Here is a 16,247-nt window from a genome sequence, read left to right on the forward strand (position 1 = left end):
ATTTGTAGCAAGGTAGTTGATTATCGTTTCAAGCGTTTATAAAAACCACAATACCTGGAGATGACATGAAACACACACTCGTAGCGGCAGCCATCCTGGCTTCCTTCTTCGCCGGCAGCGCCAGCGCACAATCGTCCGTCACCGTGTACGGCTTGCTCGACGCGGGCCTGACGTCCGAACACGGCGGTGCGGACGGTTCCGTCACCAAGCTGGCCACCGGCGTGCAGTCGGGCAGCCGCATCGGTTTCAAGGGCACGGAAGACTTGGGCAACAATTTGAAGGTCAACTTCTTGCTGGAAAATGGCCTCGACCTCGATACGGGCGCCAACCGCCAGGGCGCGCTGTTTGGCCGCAAGGCCTATGTGGGCCTGTCCGGCGACTTCGGCGCCGTCAACTTGGGCTTGCAACACAACCCGCTGTTCACTGCGCTGGACAATATCGACCCCTTCGAAACGGGCCTGACGGGCGCCTCGCTCAACCTGATGAGCGTGGCCAGCCTGCGCACGAAAAACGCCATCATGTACGAAACGCCCAAGGTGAAGGGCTTGTCGGCTGCCATCATGGTTGGCCTCGGTGAAAAGCCTGACAGTGCCAGCCTGGGCCGCACCATCGACTTTTCCATCGACTACGCCAACGGCCCGCTGGTGCTGACCCTGGCGCACGACAACCGCAAGGATAGCGAGCTGAACACAGCCAAGGTGACTTTGCTGGGCGGCACCTACGACTTCGGCCCCGCCAAGCTGCACGCCGCATATGAGACGGACAAGGACGATGCGGGCACGGATTTCCGCAACGTCATGCTGGGCGTGTCCGCGCCGGTCAGCGCGGCGGGCAGCGTGATGGCGTCGTACATCAAGAAGGATGACCGCACGAATGCGCGCCGCGGCGGGCGCCAGTTGGCTATCGGCTACACGTATGCCTTGTCCAAGCGCACCAATCTGTACACCTCGTACGGGCGCATCAGCAACGATGGCGCGGGCACCAACTTCGTTGGCGACGCTTCCAGCGGCGGCAGCGTGCCCTTGCCTGGGCATAATTCCAGCGCCTTCACGGCGGGCATGCGCCTGAAGTTCTAAGGCGCAGCGCAGCAGGTATTGATGGCGGGCTGTCTGTTGCGGATAGTCCGCCATTGTTGTTTCAGAAATGGGGCAAAGTCACGGATTCCGGATTCAGGAATGAAACAGTCCGATTTTTCATGAATTTTCATTGACAGCGCATTTCGCAACCGTTAAATTGAATACGTATTTCAAATATCGGAACAAAATATACCGATTTTTTATAAAACCGTAAGGAGACTGAGCCATGACTGATTTGTCCGACCAAAAAGCCGCCGCCGCAGTGGCCACCCCCACCGGCCCGCAAAAGATGACGCCTTCCGAAGCGTTCGTGGAAACCCTGGCCGCCAATGGCGTGACCGACATGTTCGGCATCATGGGCTCGGCCTTCATGGACCCGATGGACATTTTTGCGCCCGCCGGCATCCGTTTGATTCCCGTCGTGCACGAACAGGGCGCCGGCCACATGGCCGACGGCTATGCCCGCGTCTCGGGCCGCCATGGCGTGGTCATCGGCCAGAACGGCCCCGGCATCAGCAATTGCGTCACCGCCATCGCCGCCGCCTACTGGGCGCACACCCCGGTCGTCATCATCACGCCGGAGACGGGCACGATGAGCATGGGCCTGGGCGGCTTCCAGGAAGCGAACCAGTTGCCCATGTTCGAGGAATTCACGAAGTATCAAGGCCACGTCACCCACCCGGCCCGCATGGCGGAATTTACGGGCCGCTGCTTTGACCGCGCCATGTCGGAAATGGGTCCGACGCAACTGAACATCCCGCGCGACTATTTTTATGGCGAAATCAAGGCCGAGATTCCCAAACCGAACCGCCTGGACCGTGGCGCCGGCGGAGAACACAGCCTCAATGAGGCGGCGGAACTGCTGGCGAAAGCCAAGTTCCCCGTCATCATCTCGGGCGGCGGCGTGGTCATGGGCGACGCGATCGAGGAATGCAAGGCGCTGGCCGAGCGCCTCGGCGCCCCCGTCGTCAACAGCTACCTGCACAACGACTCGTTCCCCGCCAGCCACCCGCTGTGGTGCGGCCCATTGGGTTATCAAGGCTCGAAAGCGGCGATGAAACTGATCGCGCAGGCCGACGTCGTCGTCGCCCTCGGTTCGCGTTTGGGACCGTTCGGCACCTTGCCGCAGCACGGCATGGATTACTGGCCGAAGAACGCCAAGATCATCCAGATCGACGCCGACAACAAGATGCTGGGTCTGGTGAAAAAGATTTCGGTGGGCATCTGCGGCGACGCCAAGGCGGCCGCCAAAGCGATTCTTTCCCGCCTGGATGGCAAGACGCTCGACTGCGACGCCACGCGCGACGCGCGCAAGGCTACCATCGAAGCGGAAAAAGCCGCGTGGGAAAACGAACTGGACAACTGGACGCACGAAAAAGATGCGTACAGCCTGGACATGATCGAAGAGCAAAAGAAAGAGCCGGGCAATTATTTGCACCCGCGCCAGGTCTTGCGTGAGCTGGAAAAAGCCATGCCGGAAGACGTGATGGTATCGACCGACATTGGCAACATCAACTCGGTGGCGAACAGCTATCTGCGCTTTGAAAAGCCGCGCAGCTTCTTTGCGGCGATGAGCTTTGGCAATTGCGGCTACGCGTTTCCGACCATCATCGGCGCCAAGGTTGCCGCACCGCACCGTCCGGCCGTGTCATATGCGGGCGACGGCGCCTGGGGCATGAGCCTGATGGAAACCATGACTTGCGTGCGCCACAATATTCCCGTGACGGCCGTGGTGTTCCACAACCGCCAGTGGGGCGCGGAAAAGAAAAACCAGGTGGATTTCTACAACCGCCGCTTCGTCGCCGGTGAGCTCGACAACCAGAGCTTCGCGGAGATTGCGCGCGCCATGGGCGCCGAAGGCATCACGGTCGACAAGCTGGAAGACGTGGGTCCGGCCTTGAAGAAGGCCATAGCCATGCAGATGAATGAAGGCAAGACCACCATCATCGAAATCATGTGCACGCGCGAACTGGGCGACCCGTTCCGCCGCGATGCGCTGAGCAAACCGATCCGTCATTTGGACAAGTACAAAGACTACGTGTAATCAGTCAGCCCGATCCTTGTATGACCCCGGCAATCGCGCCGGGTTTTATGTGCCGGAATCATTGCTTCATGCTTCATACCTTATGCTTGCGTGGTTCCGGCACTTTTTTTACCGAATTGGAGTACCCATGAAAGCCCTGCACCGCATCATCGCGCAAGCCCGCGCCGTGCCGAAAAACATCGTCTTGTGCGAGGGCGGCGATGCGCGCGTATTGCAGGCGGCCGCGCGGGCGGCAAGTGTAGGCCTGGCGCATATCACCCTCGTCGGCAAGCCGGCCGCCATCCTGGCCCTGGCGCGCGAACATGCGCTGGACCTCGATGCCGTGCGCCTGGTCGACCCGGCCACTTCCGAGGAGTCGGAGCACTATGCCCAGCAATTGTTTGTGCTGCGCCAAGCCAAGGGCATGACGGTGGAGCAGGCCAGAATCGCCGTGCAAGATCCACTGTGCTACGCCAACCTGATGGTGCGCCTGGGCGACGCCGACGGCTGCGTGGCGGGGGCCGTGCACACGACGGCCGACGTGGTGCGCAGCGCCATCCAGATCATCGGCGTCGATCCGGCCTTCAAGCTCGTGTCGAGCTTTTTCCTGATGATGCTGTGCGAGCCGTTTCACAGCCTGAAGGGCGGCTTCATCTTTTCCGATTGCGCCCTGGTGGTCGACCCGAAGGCGGAAGAGCTGGCCGACATCGCAATGGCCGCCGCCGACAGCGCGCAAGCCTTGCTGATGGAAGAGCCGCGCGTGGCCATGCTGTCGTTTTCCACCAGTGGCAGCGCCCATCACGCGGCCGTCGACAAGGTGCATGCGGCCACAGACCGGGTCAAGGCCCAGCGTCCGCTGCTGGCCATCGATGGCGATGTGCAGCTTGATGCGGCCATCGTGGCCGAGATTTCGCAGAGAAAAGTCAAGGATTCTGTCGTCAAAGGCCGCGCGAACGTGCTGGTGTTCCCGAACCTCGATGCGGGCAATATCGGCTACAAGCTGGCCGAGCGCATGGGCGGCGCCGTCGCCATCGGCCCGCTGCTGCAAGGCTTGAACAAGCCGGCCAACGATTTGTCGCGCGGTTGCTGCGCCGACGATGTCTACAACGTGATTGCGGTCACGGCCGTGCAGGCCCAGGGTGGACGCTGACTTCCTGTTCAGCTTGCCCATGCTGGCGCTGCTGGGCGTGGTGGCGGCGGGCACGTATTTCCAGACCGTCACAGGCTTTGGCCTGGGCATGATCGTCATGGGCGTGGCCAGCGGACTGGACCTGGCGCCCGTGCCCGCGCTGGCGGCCCTCGTCAGCTTGTTGTCGCTGGCCAATTGCCTGGTGGCCCTGCCGGGTGCCTTGCATCACCTGGACTGGCGCGCTATCCGCGCGGCCAGCATCGGCTTGCTGCCGGCCATGGCGGCCGGCGTCTTGCTGCTCGGCTACCTGGACCAGGCGTATGCACCCGTCTTGAAACTCTTGCTGGGCGCGGCCATCGTGTACGGCGGCGTCAGTATTTTGCTGCAGGCGCCACCGGGACCGGGCGCGGCGGACAAGCGCAGTTTCTTCATCAGCGGCGTGTGCGGCGGCCTGTTCTCTGGCCTGTTTTCGCTGGCGGGCCCGCCGCTCGTCTACCAGTTCTACCGCCAGGAAATGAGTTTGAAGACCATCCGCTACAGCTTGATCTTTTTGTTTGCCATCAGCGCGGGCGGGCGCTCCCTGATGGCGGGCAGCCAGGGCCAGCTCGATGCGAAAGTGTTACTTTTGTGCATGCTGGCCCTGCCCGTCGGCGTGCTGGCCACCATGGCCGGCAAGCGCTATCCGCCACCGATCGCCCAGCGTGGCATGCGCCGCATCGCGTTTGCCGTGCTGACCTTGATTGGCCTTTCCTTAATGGCGGCGGCTGTGCCGCAATTGCTGGGTTAATCGTGCGGCGCTTGCAAAATAGTCAAACAGCCTTTATATTCCCCGTTCTTTCTCGAACCTCTTCCTTATTGGAGCCAAAAGTGCCTCGCTTCTTCGCCATCACCTGCTAACGCTGACGAAATGCTCTTGCAGCATCGTTCGGCGCGTTGACGCCTCCGATTGCTGCGGCACTGCTCTTTCCGCACACGTATCCAGGACCACCGTCCTGATCGTCCACGCCCGAACACGTCGTCAGCACCCCTGACCCTGTATGGACACGCCCCGGTGAACGCGGCGTGGGACGCTATGTTTTTACAATCTTTGCCTTTATTTAAATACCCGCGCACGCCGCACCTGGAAGGCTCGCGCCTGCAGGACGGCGACGACGGCTCGGACCAGATGCCCCTGAAAAAGCTGGCCGGCCAGTACGTTGTCATCGAGGAAAAAATCGATGGCGCCAACTCTGCCGTGTCGTTCAGCGATGCGGGCGAGGTGCTGCTGCAGTCGCGCGGCCACTACCTGGCGGGCGGCGGCAGCGAACGCCAGTTCAACCTCTTGAAACCGTGGGCGCAGGCGCATGAACACGCCTTGCTGCATCTGCTGGAAGATCAGTATGTGCTGTTTGGCGAATGGTCTTACAGCAAGCATTCCGTGTTTTACGACCGCCTGCCCCATTACTTCAACGAGTTCGACGTGTATTGCCGGCGCAGCCAGATGTTTCTGTCGACGGCGCGCCGCCACGCCATGCTGGCCGGCTCGCCCGTGTTATCGGTCCCCGTGCTGTATGCGGGCCTGATGCCCACGTCGCCGAAACAGCTGTGGCAACTGCTGCGCCATTCGCTGGCCAAGTCCCGCCTGTGGCGCGACGCTTTCGAGGGTGTGGTGGCGCGCGAACGCTTGCCGCTGGACCTGTGCTGGAAGCAGACGGACAAGTCCGACCACGCCGAAGGCCTGTACCTGAAAGTGGAAGACGACGCGCAAGTGCTGGCCCGCTACAAGCTGGTGCGCCATGACTTTACGCAAACCATCCTCGACAGCGGCTCGCACCACAGCACGCGTCCTCTGATCCCGAATCTGCTGGCCGAGGGCGTGGACTTGTACGCGCCGCAGCCGCTGGTCACGTGGGAAAGCCTGGGTTTACATACCTGCCGCTCGCTCGATGAACTGGCGGCCCGCTCGGGCAACACCATAAGGAGTACAACATGATGCACTGGAAAACCCTGCAACAACTGGTTCCGGTAGCGGGCCAGTCGCCCGATTTCAAGGCCTGCCTGGCCGCCTTCCCGCAGCTGGAGCTGGCCAAGACGACGCCGCAAAACCCCGTCTACCACGCGGAAGGCGACGTGTGGACGCATACCATGATGGTGGTGGAGTCCCTGCTGCGCATGCCCGACTACCAGCAAGCCACGCGCGCGGAACAGGAAATCGTCTTTCTGGCCGCCTTGCTGCACGACGTGGCCAAGTGCAGCACCACGGTGATCGATCCGGTCACGGGCGCCATCGGCCAGCCCGGTCACTCGCGCAAGGGCGCCCTCGATGCGCGCATTGCCTTGTGGGATGGCGACGTGCCGTTTGCCGTGCGCGAGGAAATCTGCCGCCTGATCAATGTGCACCAGGTGCCCTTCTTTGCGCTGGAAACATCGCGGCGCGGCGTGACGCCCGAGTTCACCGTGCGCGAACTGTCGTGGCAAGTCGATATCCGCCTGCTGGCCATGCTGGCCGAGGCCGATATTCGCGGGCGCATCTGCCCCGATCCGCAACGCATTTTGGATGCCATCGAGCTGTTCCGCGAACTGGCGCGCGAGGAAGGCTGCTACGGCCAGCGGCGCGCCTTTGTCGACGACCACACGCGCGTCAAATACTTTCGCGGCGCCGAGGCGCATCCCGATTATTCCCTGTTCCAGGAACCGGGGTCCAGCGTGATCGTCATGTCGGGTTTGCCCGCCTCCGGTAAAAACACGTGGGTGGACAAGCACCATCCGCGCCTGCCCGTCGTGTCCTTCGACGACGCGCGCACGGCCCTGGGCTTGAAGCATGGCAAGAACGAGGGGCAGGTGGGCGATTATGCGGAAGAGCGGGCACGCGAACTGTTGCGCCGTGGCGAGCCGTTCGTGTGGAACGCCACGCATCTGTCCAAGCTGATGCGCGAAAAGACGCTCAACCTGCTGTATAAATACCATGCGCAGGTGGAGCTGGTGTACCTGGAGCAGCCGCGCAAGGAATTACTGCGGCGCAACGGCCAGCGCGACACCTCGCTCAGTAACAAAAAGCTGCAGGGAATGCTGTGGAACTGGGAAATCCCGCTGCCGATGGAAGCGCACACCGTGCGTTACTGTGTGGATTAGCCCCGCAGCGCTCAAGCGCCGTTGAAAGCGCTTGACCGGGTGAGCGCCACGGGCCATGCTGGGCGCATGACACTTGTTTTCCCTTCTTTCCTGTAAGCCAGCCGCAGCGCCGCCCCGCAGGGGGCGGGCCGCCGCATGGCCATCTTTGATCTCATCACATCATCTGCGAGCGATGCCGCCCCTGCATGGGGCTTGCCTGCGCTCGCCACAAGGAAAAGAACATGAAAACAATGCATCTCGCCGTCGCCGGCGCCTCCGGCCAACTGGGCTCCCTCGTCGTCAATGAACTCATCGAGCTGCGCGCCCGCCGACCTGGCCTGACGCTCACCGCCATCACCCGCACACCCGACCGCCACCAGGCTTGGCTGGAGCAGGACATCGGCGTGCGCTTCGGCGATTACGACCAACCGCAGGGTTTGGCTGCAGCCTTTCACGGCGTCGAGCGTCTGTTGCTGATCAGCACGAATACCATCGACGGCACGGGGCGGCGGCTGGAACAGCACCGCCATGCCATCGAAGCGGCGCGCCAGGCCGGTGTCGGGCATATCGTCTACACCTCGTTCCTGCAGCCGGAAGAGGGCAAGAGCTCGCTGCTGAACGACGACCACCGGGCCACGGAAGCGTTGCTGAAAGGGAGTGGCATCGGCCACACGATCTTGCGCAATGCGTTTTACCAGGACTTGCTGCTGGTAGTGCTCGGCACTGCGGCCGCGGATGGCCAGTTGTGCACGGCCATGGGACAAGGCCATGTATCGTACGTGGCGCGCGAGGATTGCGCCCATGCGGCTGCCGCGGCGCTATCGGATGGCTACCGTGGCAGCCGCACGCTGGACATTACGGGGCCGGCTGCCCTCGATGCGCCGGCGCTGGCCGCCATCGCCGCCCAGGTATTTGGCAGGTCCGTCCAGGTCGTGGCTCTCGATGCGGAAGAGCGCGTGCGCCATTTCATTGCTGGCGGCATGCCGGCGCCGATGGCGCAGATGCTGGCGGGCATCGAGCGCTGGCTCGCCACCGATGCGATGCACATCGTCAGTGACGACTATGGCGCGTTGACGCGCAGGCAGGCATCATCCGTGCAAGCCTTCCTGCAGGCACTTCCGCCGGCATAACGATTACTTTTTCCGCCCACCAAGCAATTGCGCGATCTCGCTGAACAGTTCATTGTTCAGCGAGGCGGGCAGGGTGGTGGCCAGGCTGCGGCTGTAGTAGGCGCCCAGGTCCAGGCCCAGGCCCAGCCCGCAGATTTCCACGGCGCCCTGCGCTTCGCGGCGCGCCACCACTTGTTTCAAATGTTGCGCCAGGTAAAACTCGTCATTGGCCAGATTCGTGGCCGTATCCATCGGGCAACCGTCGGAGACGACGAGCAGGATGCGCCGCCGCTCCGGGCGCGCCAGCATGCGGCTACACGCCCAGTCCACCGCTTCGCCATCGACGCCTTCGCGGTACAAGTCCGCTTTCAGCAGGGCCGCGATATCGGGCCGCGCCCGGCGCCAGCTGGTGTCGCCATCCTTGAACACCATGTGCACGAGTTCGTTCAAGCGGCCCGGGTTGGCGGGCGAGCGGGCGCGCATCCAGTCGCGTTTTACTCTTCCCCCATTCCACGCGCCCGTCGTAAAGCCCAGCAACTCCGTGCTGATCCCCGCCTGGTCCAGCGCGCGCAGCAGGATGTCGAGCAGCACGGCGACCGACTCCGCATGCGTCTTCATGGAGCCGGAGCAGTCGACGAGAAAACTGACGAGGCAATCGGCTTGCGGCAAAAACTGTTCCTTGCGAAACAGCCTGCGCTCGGACGGCGAGCTGATCAGCTGCGCCAGGCGCCGGCCATCGATATAACCCTCTTCCTCGCCGAACGACCAGCCGTCGCGCTCGGGCACGGCCAGCAATTGCGTGAAACGCCGCGCCAGGCGGGCCGTGTTGATGCCCAGGCTGGCGATGCGACCATCCATGCGCTCGCGGTAGTCGAGCAGCAGGGCGCGGCGCACCAGTTCGCCCGCTTTTTCCTCGCGGTCGTAGGCCGTGGCGTAAGTTTTATAGCCGCCCTGGCCGTCGCTGAAGGCGCGGCTCTCGCCCAGTGGGGCGGTATCGGGAAGGTGGTCGTTGTCGCTGTCGAAATCGAGCAGCAGCTTGAACGCTGCCTGCGCTTTCGCGTCCCCGGCCTCGTCCTGGCTACCGTCGCACGCCGCCTGCGCCTCTTTCAACATCGCATCGACGGCATGGGCGATGGCCAGCGCGTGGCGCGCAAAGGCGGCTTGATCCAGGCGGTGGCGGCGCAATCCCGCCAGGTCGCCGCTCAATTGTGAAGAGACTGACCAGCGCGTGGCCTCGATAAAATCTTCCGTCTTTTCCAGCACGGGTCTGGCCGTCAGGCGCGACCAGCACATCTGGAACACTGTATACAAGAGCAAGCCCGAAGCGCCTTCGGCCAGGCCGGAATCGTAAAACGCGTGCGACCATGCCGTAAAACGGTGGCGCAGGTTGGCGATGACACCAGCGTGTTGATCCGGCGCAAGCGTTTCGACCCTTAACTGTTCCAGCAACTCGAAGACGAGGCGCGCCACGGGGTCAAGCGGGCACAGCGTCTTGTGCAGGGCCGCATCCGTATGCAGCAGGCGCAGGGCCACGCTGTCGGCCGCGCCGCGCAGCGAGGGCAAGTCCTGCAGCGCCGCATCGGGCTGCAGATGGGCTGCGTGAATGGGCAGGGGGCGGTGACCGTCGTGCAGGCGCCGGCCCCGGTAGCGTATCGAGGGAGAACCACTGAGCGCGCGGATGGCGCCCGCGCACAGTTCCTCCGTTTCCTGCTGCTCGCGCGTGTAGGCGGCAGGAACAGTTGCTTCGGCGCTCATGCCTGGCTCGCCAGCAATTCCTCGTTAAAACAGCGCTGGTAATACTCGGCCACCATGGGCCGCTCGGCCTCGTCGCATTTGTTGAGGAAGGACAGGCGGAAGGCCAGGGCCGGGTCGCGGAAGATCTGGCAATTTTCCGCCCAGGTGATCACCGTGCGCGGCGACATCAGGCAGGCCAGGTCGCCCGCCGCATAGCCTTGGCGCGTGAGGCTGGCCACGGCCACCATGGCGGCAGCCAGCTGGCGGCCCGCTGCGTCGTTCATGGCGGGAACTCTCGCCAGCACGATTTCAGTTTCTTCCGCCTGCGGCAAATAGTTCAAGGTGGCAACGATGTTCCAGCGGTCGATCTGCGCGTGATTGAGCACTTGCGTGCCGTGGTACATGCCGTTCAGGTTGCCCAGGCCCACCGTGTTCGAGGTGGCGAACAAACGGAAGTGCGGGTGCGGCGTGATGACCCGGTTCTGATCGAGCAAAGTAAACTTGCCGTCGCGCTCGAGGATGCGCTGGATGACGAACATCACGTCGGGGCGGCCCGCGTCGTACTCGTCGAAGATCAGGGCCACGGGGCGCTGCAATGACCAGGGCACGATGCCTTCCTGGAATTCGGTGACTTGCTGCTGCTCGCGCAGCACGATGGCGTCCTTGCCGACCAGGTCCAGGCGGCTGATGTGTCCGTCCAGATTGACGCGCACGCAAGGCCAGTTCAGGCGCGCCGCCACCTGCTCGATATGCGTGGACTTGCCCGTGCCGTGCAAGCCTTGCACCATCACGCGGCGGTTATGCGTGAAGCCGGCCAAAATCGCCAGGGTCACATCATGGTTGAAGCGGTAGGCGGGATCGATGTCGGGCACGTGCGCGTCGCGCTCCGTGAAGACGGGCACGAGCAGGTCGCTGTCGATATGGAACAGGCCGCGCACGGACTGCATGGTTTGCGCTGCGGCGGCGGGGGGATGTTGGCGTGAAGCTGGCACCTTGTTCTCCTGTGAAACCGCAGCGGGGATGCTACGGCGGTTATGAGTGGGTTGAGGAATGACCGGTTTGTAATGCGGCGTCGTCGTCCCCGCCCGTCGTCGGCATGGTTTCCGATTCGATGGCGGCCAGGGCTTGCGCGGCGCGTTGTAATGCTGGCAAGAAATGTAAAGCCTTGTCGTGCGTCAAACGGATGATGGGTGCCTGGATCGCCACGGCCAGGTTCGAGCGGCCGTTCGGGTTCGGCACCAGCACGGCCACGCACAGCAGGCCGGGCAGGAATTCTTCGTCGTCCAGCGCATAGCCGTTGCGGCGCACCAATTCCAGTTCGCGCTCCAGCTTGACGGGGTCCGTTTCCGTCTTGTCCGTAAAGCGCGTCAATTCCATGTGGCCCAGCAGGCGGCGCCGTTGCACGGGCGTCATTTGCGCCAGGAACAGCTTGCCGCTCGACGAGCAGTGGGCCGGCACGCGCGAACCGGGGTGCAGATAGAAGCGCAGCGGCGCCGCCGTTTCCACCCGGTCCAGGTACACCACTTCGCTGCCGCTGAAGGCCGTCAGGTTGCAGCTTTCGCCTACTTCCTCGACCAGCTGGCGCAAGACCATGCGGCGGGCGCCATGGAAGGTGTTGTTAATCAAGAGGTTCGACGCCAGGCGGCGCAAGCGCACGCCCGTGCTGTAGTGGCGGCCATCGCTTTCGCGCTGCAGCACGCCCACGCTTTCCAGCTGTTGCAGCATCCGGTGCAGGGTGGGTTTTGGTAGCCCCGTTTCTTCCACCAGCGCTTGCAGCGACAGCAACTGGTCTTTCTCGGCAATCACTTCCAGCAAGGCAAACAAACGCATCGTGGGCGTGTCGCCTTCCAGTTTTTCCGGCTCAAGTTTTGGGGATGAAATCATGTCCATGGTGGCCTCGGTGTGGTGTCTGTCGTGTTATTTCATTTTCGAACTCAAATTGTACCGTTTCCTTGAAATTCTGTTTGACTTTTGATTGTCGAACGCTTAAATTGAATTGTATATCAAATTTCGGAACAAAATATACCGTTTTTTAGTAAATAAGTGCCACATCATTCAATGACAGACCAGGAGACACCCATGAACGACCTGACAGACCAAAAAGCAGCCGCCGCACTGAAAGTACATATTGATATCCCCACCGGCCCGCAAAAGATGACGCCGTCCGAAGCGTTCGTGGAAACCCTGGCCGCCAATGGCGTGACCGACATGTTCGGCATCATGGGCTCGGCCTTCATGGACCCGATGGACATCTTTGCCCCGGCCGGCATCCGTTTGATTCCTGTCGTGCACGAGCAGGGCGCCGGCCACATGGCCGACGGCTATGCCCGCGTCTCGGGCCGCCATGGCGTGGTCATCGGCCAGAACGGCCCCGGCATCAGCAATTGCGTCACCGCCATCGCCGCCGCCTACTGGGCGCACACCCCGGTCGTCATCATCACGCCGGAGACGGGCACGATGAGCATGGGCCTGGGCGGCTTCCAGGAAGCGAACCAGTTGCCCATGTTCGAGGAATTCACGAAGTATCAAGGCCACGTCACCCACCCGGCCCGCATGGCGGAATACACGGGCCGCTGCTTTGACCGCGCCATGTCGGAAATGGGACCGACGCAACTGAACATCCCGCGCGACTATTTCTATGGCGAAATCAAGGCCGAGATTCCCAAACCGAACCGCCTGGACCGTGGCGCCGGCGGCGAACACAGCCTCAATGAGGCGGCGGAACTGCTGGCCAAGGCCAAGTTCCCCGTCATCATCTCGGGCGGCGGCGTGGTCATGGGCGACGCGATCGAGGAATGCAAGGCGCTGGCCGAGCGCCTCGGCGCCCCCGTCGTCAACAGCTATTTGCACAACGATTCGTTCCCCGCCAGTCATCCTCTGTGGTGCGGTCCGCTCGGTTACCAGGGTTCCAAGGCGGCGATGAAACTGATCGCGCAGGCCGACGTCGTCGTCGCCCTCGGTTCGCGTTTGGGACCGTTCGGCACCTTGCCGCAGCACGGCATGGATTACTGGCCGAAAAACGCCAAGATCATCCAGATCGACGCCGACAACAAGATGCTGGGTCTGGTGAAAAAGATTTCGGTGGGCATCTGCGGCGATGCCAAGGCGGCCGCCAAGGCGATTCTTTCCCGCCTGGATGGCAAGACGCTCGACTGCGACGCGACGCGCGAGGAGCGCTATGCCACCGTGCAAGCGGAAAAAGCCGCGTGGGAAAACGAACTGGACAACTGGACGCACGAAAAAGATGCGTACAGCCTGGACATGATCGAAGAGCAAAAGAAAGAGCCGGGCAATTATTTGCACCCGCGCCAGGTCTTGCGCGAGCTGGAAAAAGCCATGCCGGAAGACGTGATGGTGTCGACCGACATCGGCAACATCAACTCGGTGGCAAACAGTTATCTGCGCTTTGAAAAGCCGCGCAGCTTCTTTGCGGCGATGAGCTTTGGCAACTGCGGCTACGCGTTTCCGACCATCATCGGCGCCAAGGTTGCCGCACCGCACCGTCCGGCCGTGTCGTATGCGGGCGACGGTGCCTGGGGCATGAGCTTGATGGAAACCATGACTTGCGTGCGCCACAACATTCCCGTCACGGCCGTGGTGTTCCATAACCGCCAGTGGGGCGCGGAAAAGAAAAACCAGGTGGATTTCTACAACCGCCGCTTCGTCGCCGGTGAGCTGGACAACCAGAGCTTCGCGGAAATTGCGCGCGCCATGGGCGCCGAAGGCATCACGGTCGACAAGCTGGAAGACGTGGGGCCGGCCTTGAAGAAAGCCATCGACATGCAGATGAATGAAGGCAAGACCACCATCATCGAAATCATGTGCACGCGCGAGCTGGGCGACCCGTTCCGCCGCGATGCGCTGAGCAAGCCGGTGCGGCATCTGGATAAATACAAGGACTATGTTTAAGTAGCCCAAGGTCGCAAATGCCGGGGTCGAACCCTGAGGGTTCGACCCCGGTACTTGCATCCGGGTTTGGATGGGTTGTGACGAAATTCTCACACATTGTCACTTCAATAGCGCAATTTCAATAAAGAATACAAACCGTCCCGTTTTTTGGATTATTTGATTTGACAAGGCCATGCTTAAGGCTTAAATTCAATAAAAGACAAAAAACGGAACGTAGCGTATCAAAAACGATTTACGGAGACCACCATGAACCACCCTGTACCGCATACCGACGCCGTCACTACCGCTGTTACTACGGATTTCCTGCAAGCGTTCGGCGATGCCTGGAACCGCCACGATATCGACGCCCTGATGGCCGCCATGGCCGACGATTGCGAATTCCACGCCGTGGCCGGCCCTGACTTGCTGGGCAAGAGTTTCATTGGCCGCGACGCCGTGCGCGCCGGTTTTGAGCTGGCCTGGCAAACCTTCCCCGACGCGGCCTGGCTCAATCCTGAACACTTCGTCAGCGGCGAGCGCGGCGTGACGGAGTCGACGTTTGCCGGCACCAAGGCGGACGGCACGCGCATCGAGGCGCGCATGGTCGACATCTTCACTTTCCGCGATGGCAAGATCGCCGTGAAGAACGCCTTCCGCAAGGATCGCCCACCGGTCGCTACCGGCAACAAAGCCTGAGCCAGCACGTTCACCGGGAATGATCATGAACAAACCTGTCGACACTCCATCTGACGTACTGGGTAACGGCACCGCCGCCCGCACGCCTTACGATCCCGCCTTCGATCCGCTGGTGGCCCAGCGTCCCGGCCACGGCAATGCCTACGCACCCACCTACTGGATAGGCACGGCCGGCGAGCCACCCGCCGACGACGGCCCCATCACGCATGACATCGACGTCGACGTGGCCATCATCGGCTCGGGTTTTACCGGCCTCTCCTGCGCCATCTTCCTGGCCCAGGAACACGGTATCAAGGCCACCGTGCTGGAAGCGAACCGTGTCAGCTGGGGTTGCAGCACGCGCAACGGCGGCCAGGCACAATGCACGACGGGCCGCCTGAAGCGTTCGCAGTGGATAGCCCGCTATGGGCTGGACACGGCCCTGAAACTGCACACGGAAGTGTGCGACGCGATGCAAACGTTCAAGAAGATCACGGCCGACATCGATTGCGAGCCGCAGCCGGGCGGCCACCTGTACATCGCGCACAAGGCGAAAGCCATGCCTGCGCTGGAAAAAGAAGCAAAGCTCATGCGCGAGGTCTTCAAGTACGACGCCCGCATCCTCGACGCCGACACCGTCAAGCGTGAATTCGTTGACGACAAGGAAGCAGCCGGCGCGCTGCACGAGCCGGAAGGCATCGGCATCCACGCGGGCAAGCTGGCGTTCGGCTACCTGCGCAAGGCGCGCGCGCTGGGCGCCAAGGTGCATCCGTCCAGCCCCGTGATGGGCTGGGAAACGCGCAACGGCGTGCATTATCTGCAAACGCCGGGCGGCGTGGTGCGCGCCCGTGCCGTGGCCGTGGCCACGGGCGGCTACACCTCGCCCCATCTGCATCCGCAAGTAAAAAACCGCTTGTTGCCGATTTTGTCGAATTCGCTCGTCACGCGTCCGTTGACCCCTGCGGAAATCGAGGCGTGCAATTTCCGCACCCACCAGGTGATCACGGATACGCGTATTTTGCGCCACTACTACCGCTTGATGCCGGACAACCGCGTGCAGATCGGCAGCCGCAGCGCCATCACAGGCGCCGACGCGCCGGACGACAAATACAAACAGTTTTTGATCAACGATCTGCACCGCAAGTTCCCCGCGCTGACCGGTATTCCCATCGATTACTCGTGGTGGGGCTGGGTCGACGTCAGCCACGACATGATGCCGCGCATCGTGCAACCGGACCCGAAGCAATCGATCTTCTATTCGCTCGGTTACGGCGGCAACGGCGTCATGTACTCGGCGCAGGCGGGCCGGCGCATGGCCGAGCGCATCGCGGGCAAGGCCAGCGACACGGGCTTGCCGATCTTCAATTCGAAACTGCCGTACCCGAACATGATGGAACTGGTCGAGTCGCAAGCCTTCGCCCCGTTCCGCCGCCTGGGCCAGCGCTTTCTGTATCGCTGGTATCACTTGAAGGATGAAGTGTTTTAAATAGCAGTAGCCGTACTAAGCCGCCGGATGGTTGACA

The 16,247-nt window shown here is 62.2% G+C and carries 13 protein-coding genes; 10 read left to right on the forward strand and 3 right to left on the reverse strand.

The features are described from left to right. Nucleotides 1–65: 65 nt before the first annotated feature. From CNX70_RS10675 to CNX70_RS10705, 7 genes are all read left to right on the forward strand, one after another. Nucleotides 66–1,076, forward strand: a complete 1,011-nt coding sequence (locus CNX70_RS10675) for a porin (RefSeq protein WP_096234670.1) — start codon at nt 66–68, stop codon at nt 1,074–1,076. Nucleotides 1,077–1,302: 226 nt separating this feature from the next. Continuing rightward, nucleotides 1,303–3,120, forward strand: coding sequence for a sulfoacetaldehyde acetyltransferase (xsc, locus tag CNX70_RS10680; protein ID WP_208624520.1), 1,818 nt, complete (start codon nt 1,303–1,305; stop codon nt 3,118–3,120). A 127-nt stretch (nt 3,121–3,247) separates the two neighbouring features. Next, nucleotides 3,248–4,249: a phosphate acetyltransferase gene (gene pta, locus CNX70_RS10685; RefSeq protein ID WP_096234671.1), complete on the forward strand. Its 1,002-nt coding sequence runs from the start codon at nt 3,248–3,250 to the stop codon at nt 4,247–4,249. A 19-nt stretch (nt 4,250–4,268) separates the two neighbouring features. Next, nucleotides 4,269–5,015, forward strand: coding sequence for a sulfite exporter TauE/SafE family protein (locus CNX70_RS10690; protein ID WP_096238387.1), 747 nt, complete (start codon nt 4,269–4,271; stop codon nt 5,013–5,015). Between the two features lie 285 nt (nt 5,016–5,300). Next, entirely contained in the window at nt 5,301–6,200 is a 900-nt protein-coding gene (locus tag CNX70_RS10695) for an RNA ligase family protein (RefSeq protein ID WP_096234672.1), read from the forward strand. Next, a complete protein-coding gene (locus CNX70_RS10700; RefSeq protein WP_425269233.1) occupies nt 6,197–7,339 on the forward strand; it encodes an AAA family ATPase in 1,143 nt (380 codons plus the stop codon). Before CNX70_RS10695 ends, CNX70_RS10700 begins: the two co-directional genes overlap by 4 nt. Before the next feature lie 221 nt (nt 7,340–7,560). Further along, nucleotides 7,561–8,448, forward strand: a complete 888-nt coding sequence (locus CNX70_RS10705) for an NAD(P)H-binding protein (RefSeq protein ID WP_157750979.1) — start codon at nt 7,561–7,563, stop codon at nt 8,446–8,448. 3 nt (nt 8,449–8,451) lie between these two features. Here CNX70_RS10705 and CNX70_RS10710 read toward each other — a convergent pair whose 3' ends face one another. From CNX70_RS10710 to CNX70_RS10720, 3 genes are all read right to left on the reverse strand, one after another. Further along, nucleotides 8,452–10,182 (reverse strand): cobaltochelatase CobT-related protein, encoded by a 1,731-nt coding sequence (locus CNX70_RS10710; RefSeq protein ID WP_096234674.1) that lies wholly within the window; start codon nt 10,180–10,182, stop codon nt 8,452–8,454. Continuing rightward, a complete protein-coding gene (locus tag CNX70_RS10715; protein ID WP_096234675.1) occupies nt 10,179–11,108 on the reverse strand; it encodes an AAA family ATPase in 930 nt (309 codons plus the stop codon). The genes CNX70_RS10710 and CNX70_RS10715 overlap by 4 nt, the downstream gene beginning before the upstream one ends. 85 nt (nt 11,109–11,193) lie before the next feature. Next, nucleotides 11,194–12,045, reverse strand: a complete 852-nt coding sequence (locus CNX70_RS10720; protein ID WP_425269234.1) for an IclR family transcriptional regulator — start codon at nt 12,043–12,045, stop codon at nt 11,194–11,196. A 195-nt stretch (nt 12,046–12,240) separates the two neighbouring features. Between CNX70_RS10720 and xsc (CNX70_RS10725) the strand changes: the two genes are divergently transcribed. From xsc (CNX70_RS10725) to CNX70_RS10735, 3 genes are all read left to right on the forward strand, one after another. After that, nucleotides 12,241–14,070, forward strand: coding sequence for a sulfoacetaldehyde acetyltransferase (gene xsc / locus CNX70_RS10725; protein WP_208624521.1), 1,830 nt, complete (start codon nt 12,241–12,243; stop codon nt 14,068–14,070). Nucleotides 14,071–14,316: 246 nt separating this feature from the next. Then, the gene (locus tag CNX70_RS10730) at nt 14,317–14,745 is read left to right on the forward strand and encodes a nuclear transport factor 2 family protein (RefSeq protein ID WP_096234677.1); all 429 of its coding nucleotides are present in this window, start codon (nt 14,317–14,319) and stop codon (nt 14,743–14,745) included. A gap of 25 nt (nt 14,746–14,770) precedes the next feature. Then, a complete protein-coding gene (locus tag CNX70_RS10735) occupies nt 14,771–16,210 on the forward strand; it encodes an NAD(P)/FAD-dependent oxidoreductase (protein ID WP_096238390.1) in 1,440 nt (479 codons plus the stop codon). The last annotated feature ends 37 nt before the right edge of the window (nt 16,211–16,247 follow it).

It is taken from the genome of Janthinobacterium svalbardense, assembly GCF_002327145.1.
Classification (GTDB): domain Bacteria; phylum Pseudomonadota; class Gammaproteobacteria; order Burkholderiales; family Burkholderiaceae_D; genus Janthinobacterium; species Janthinobacterium tructae.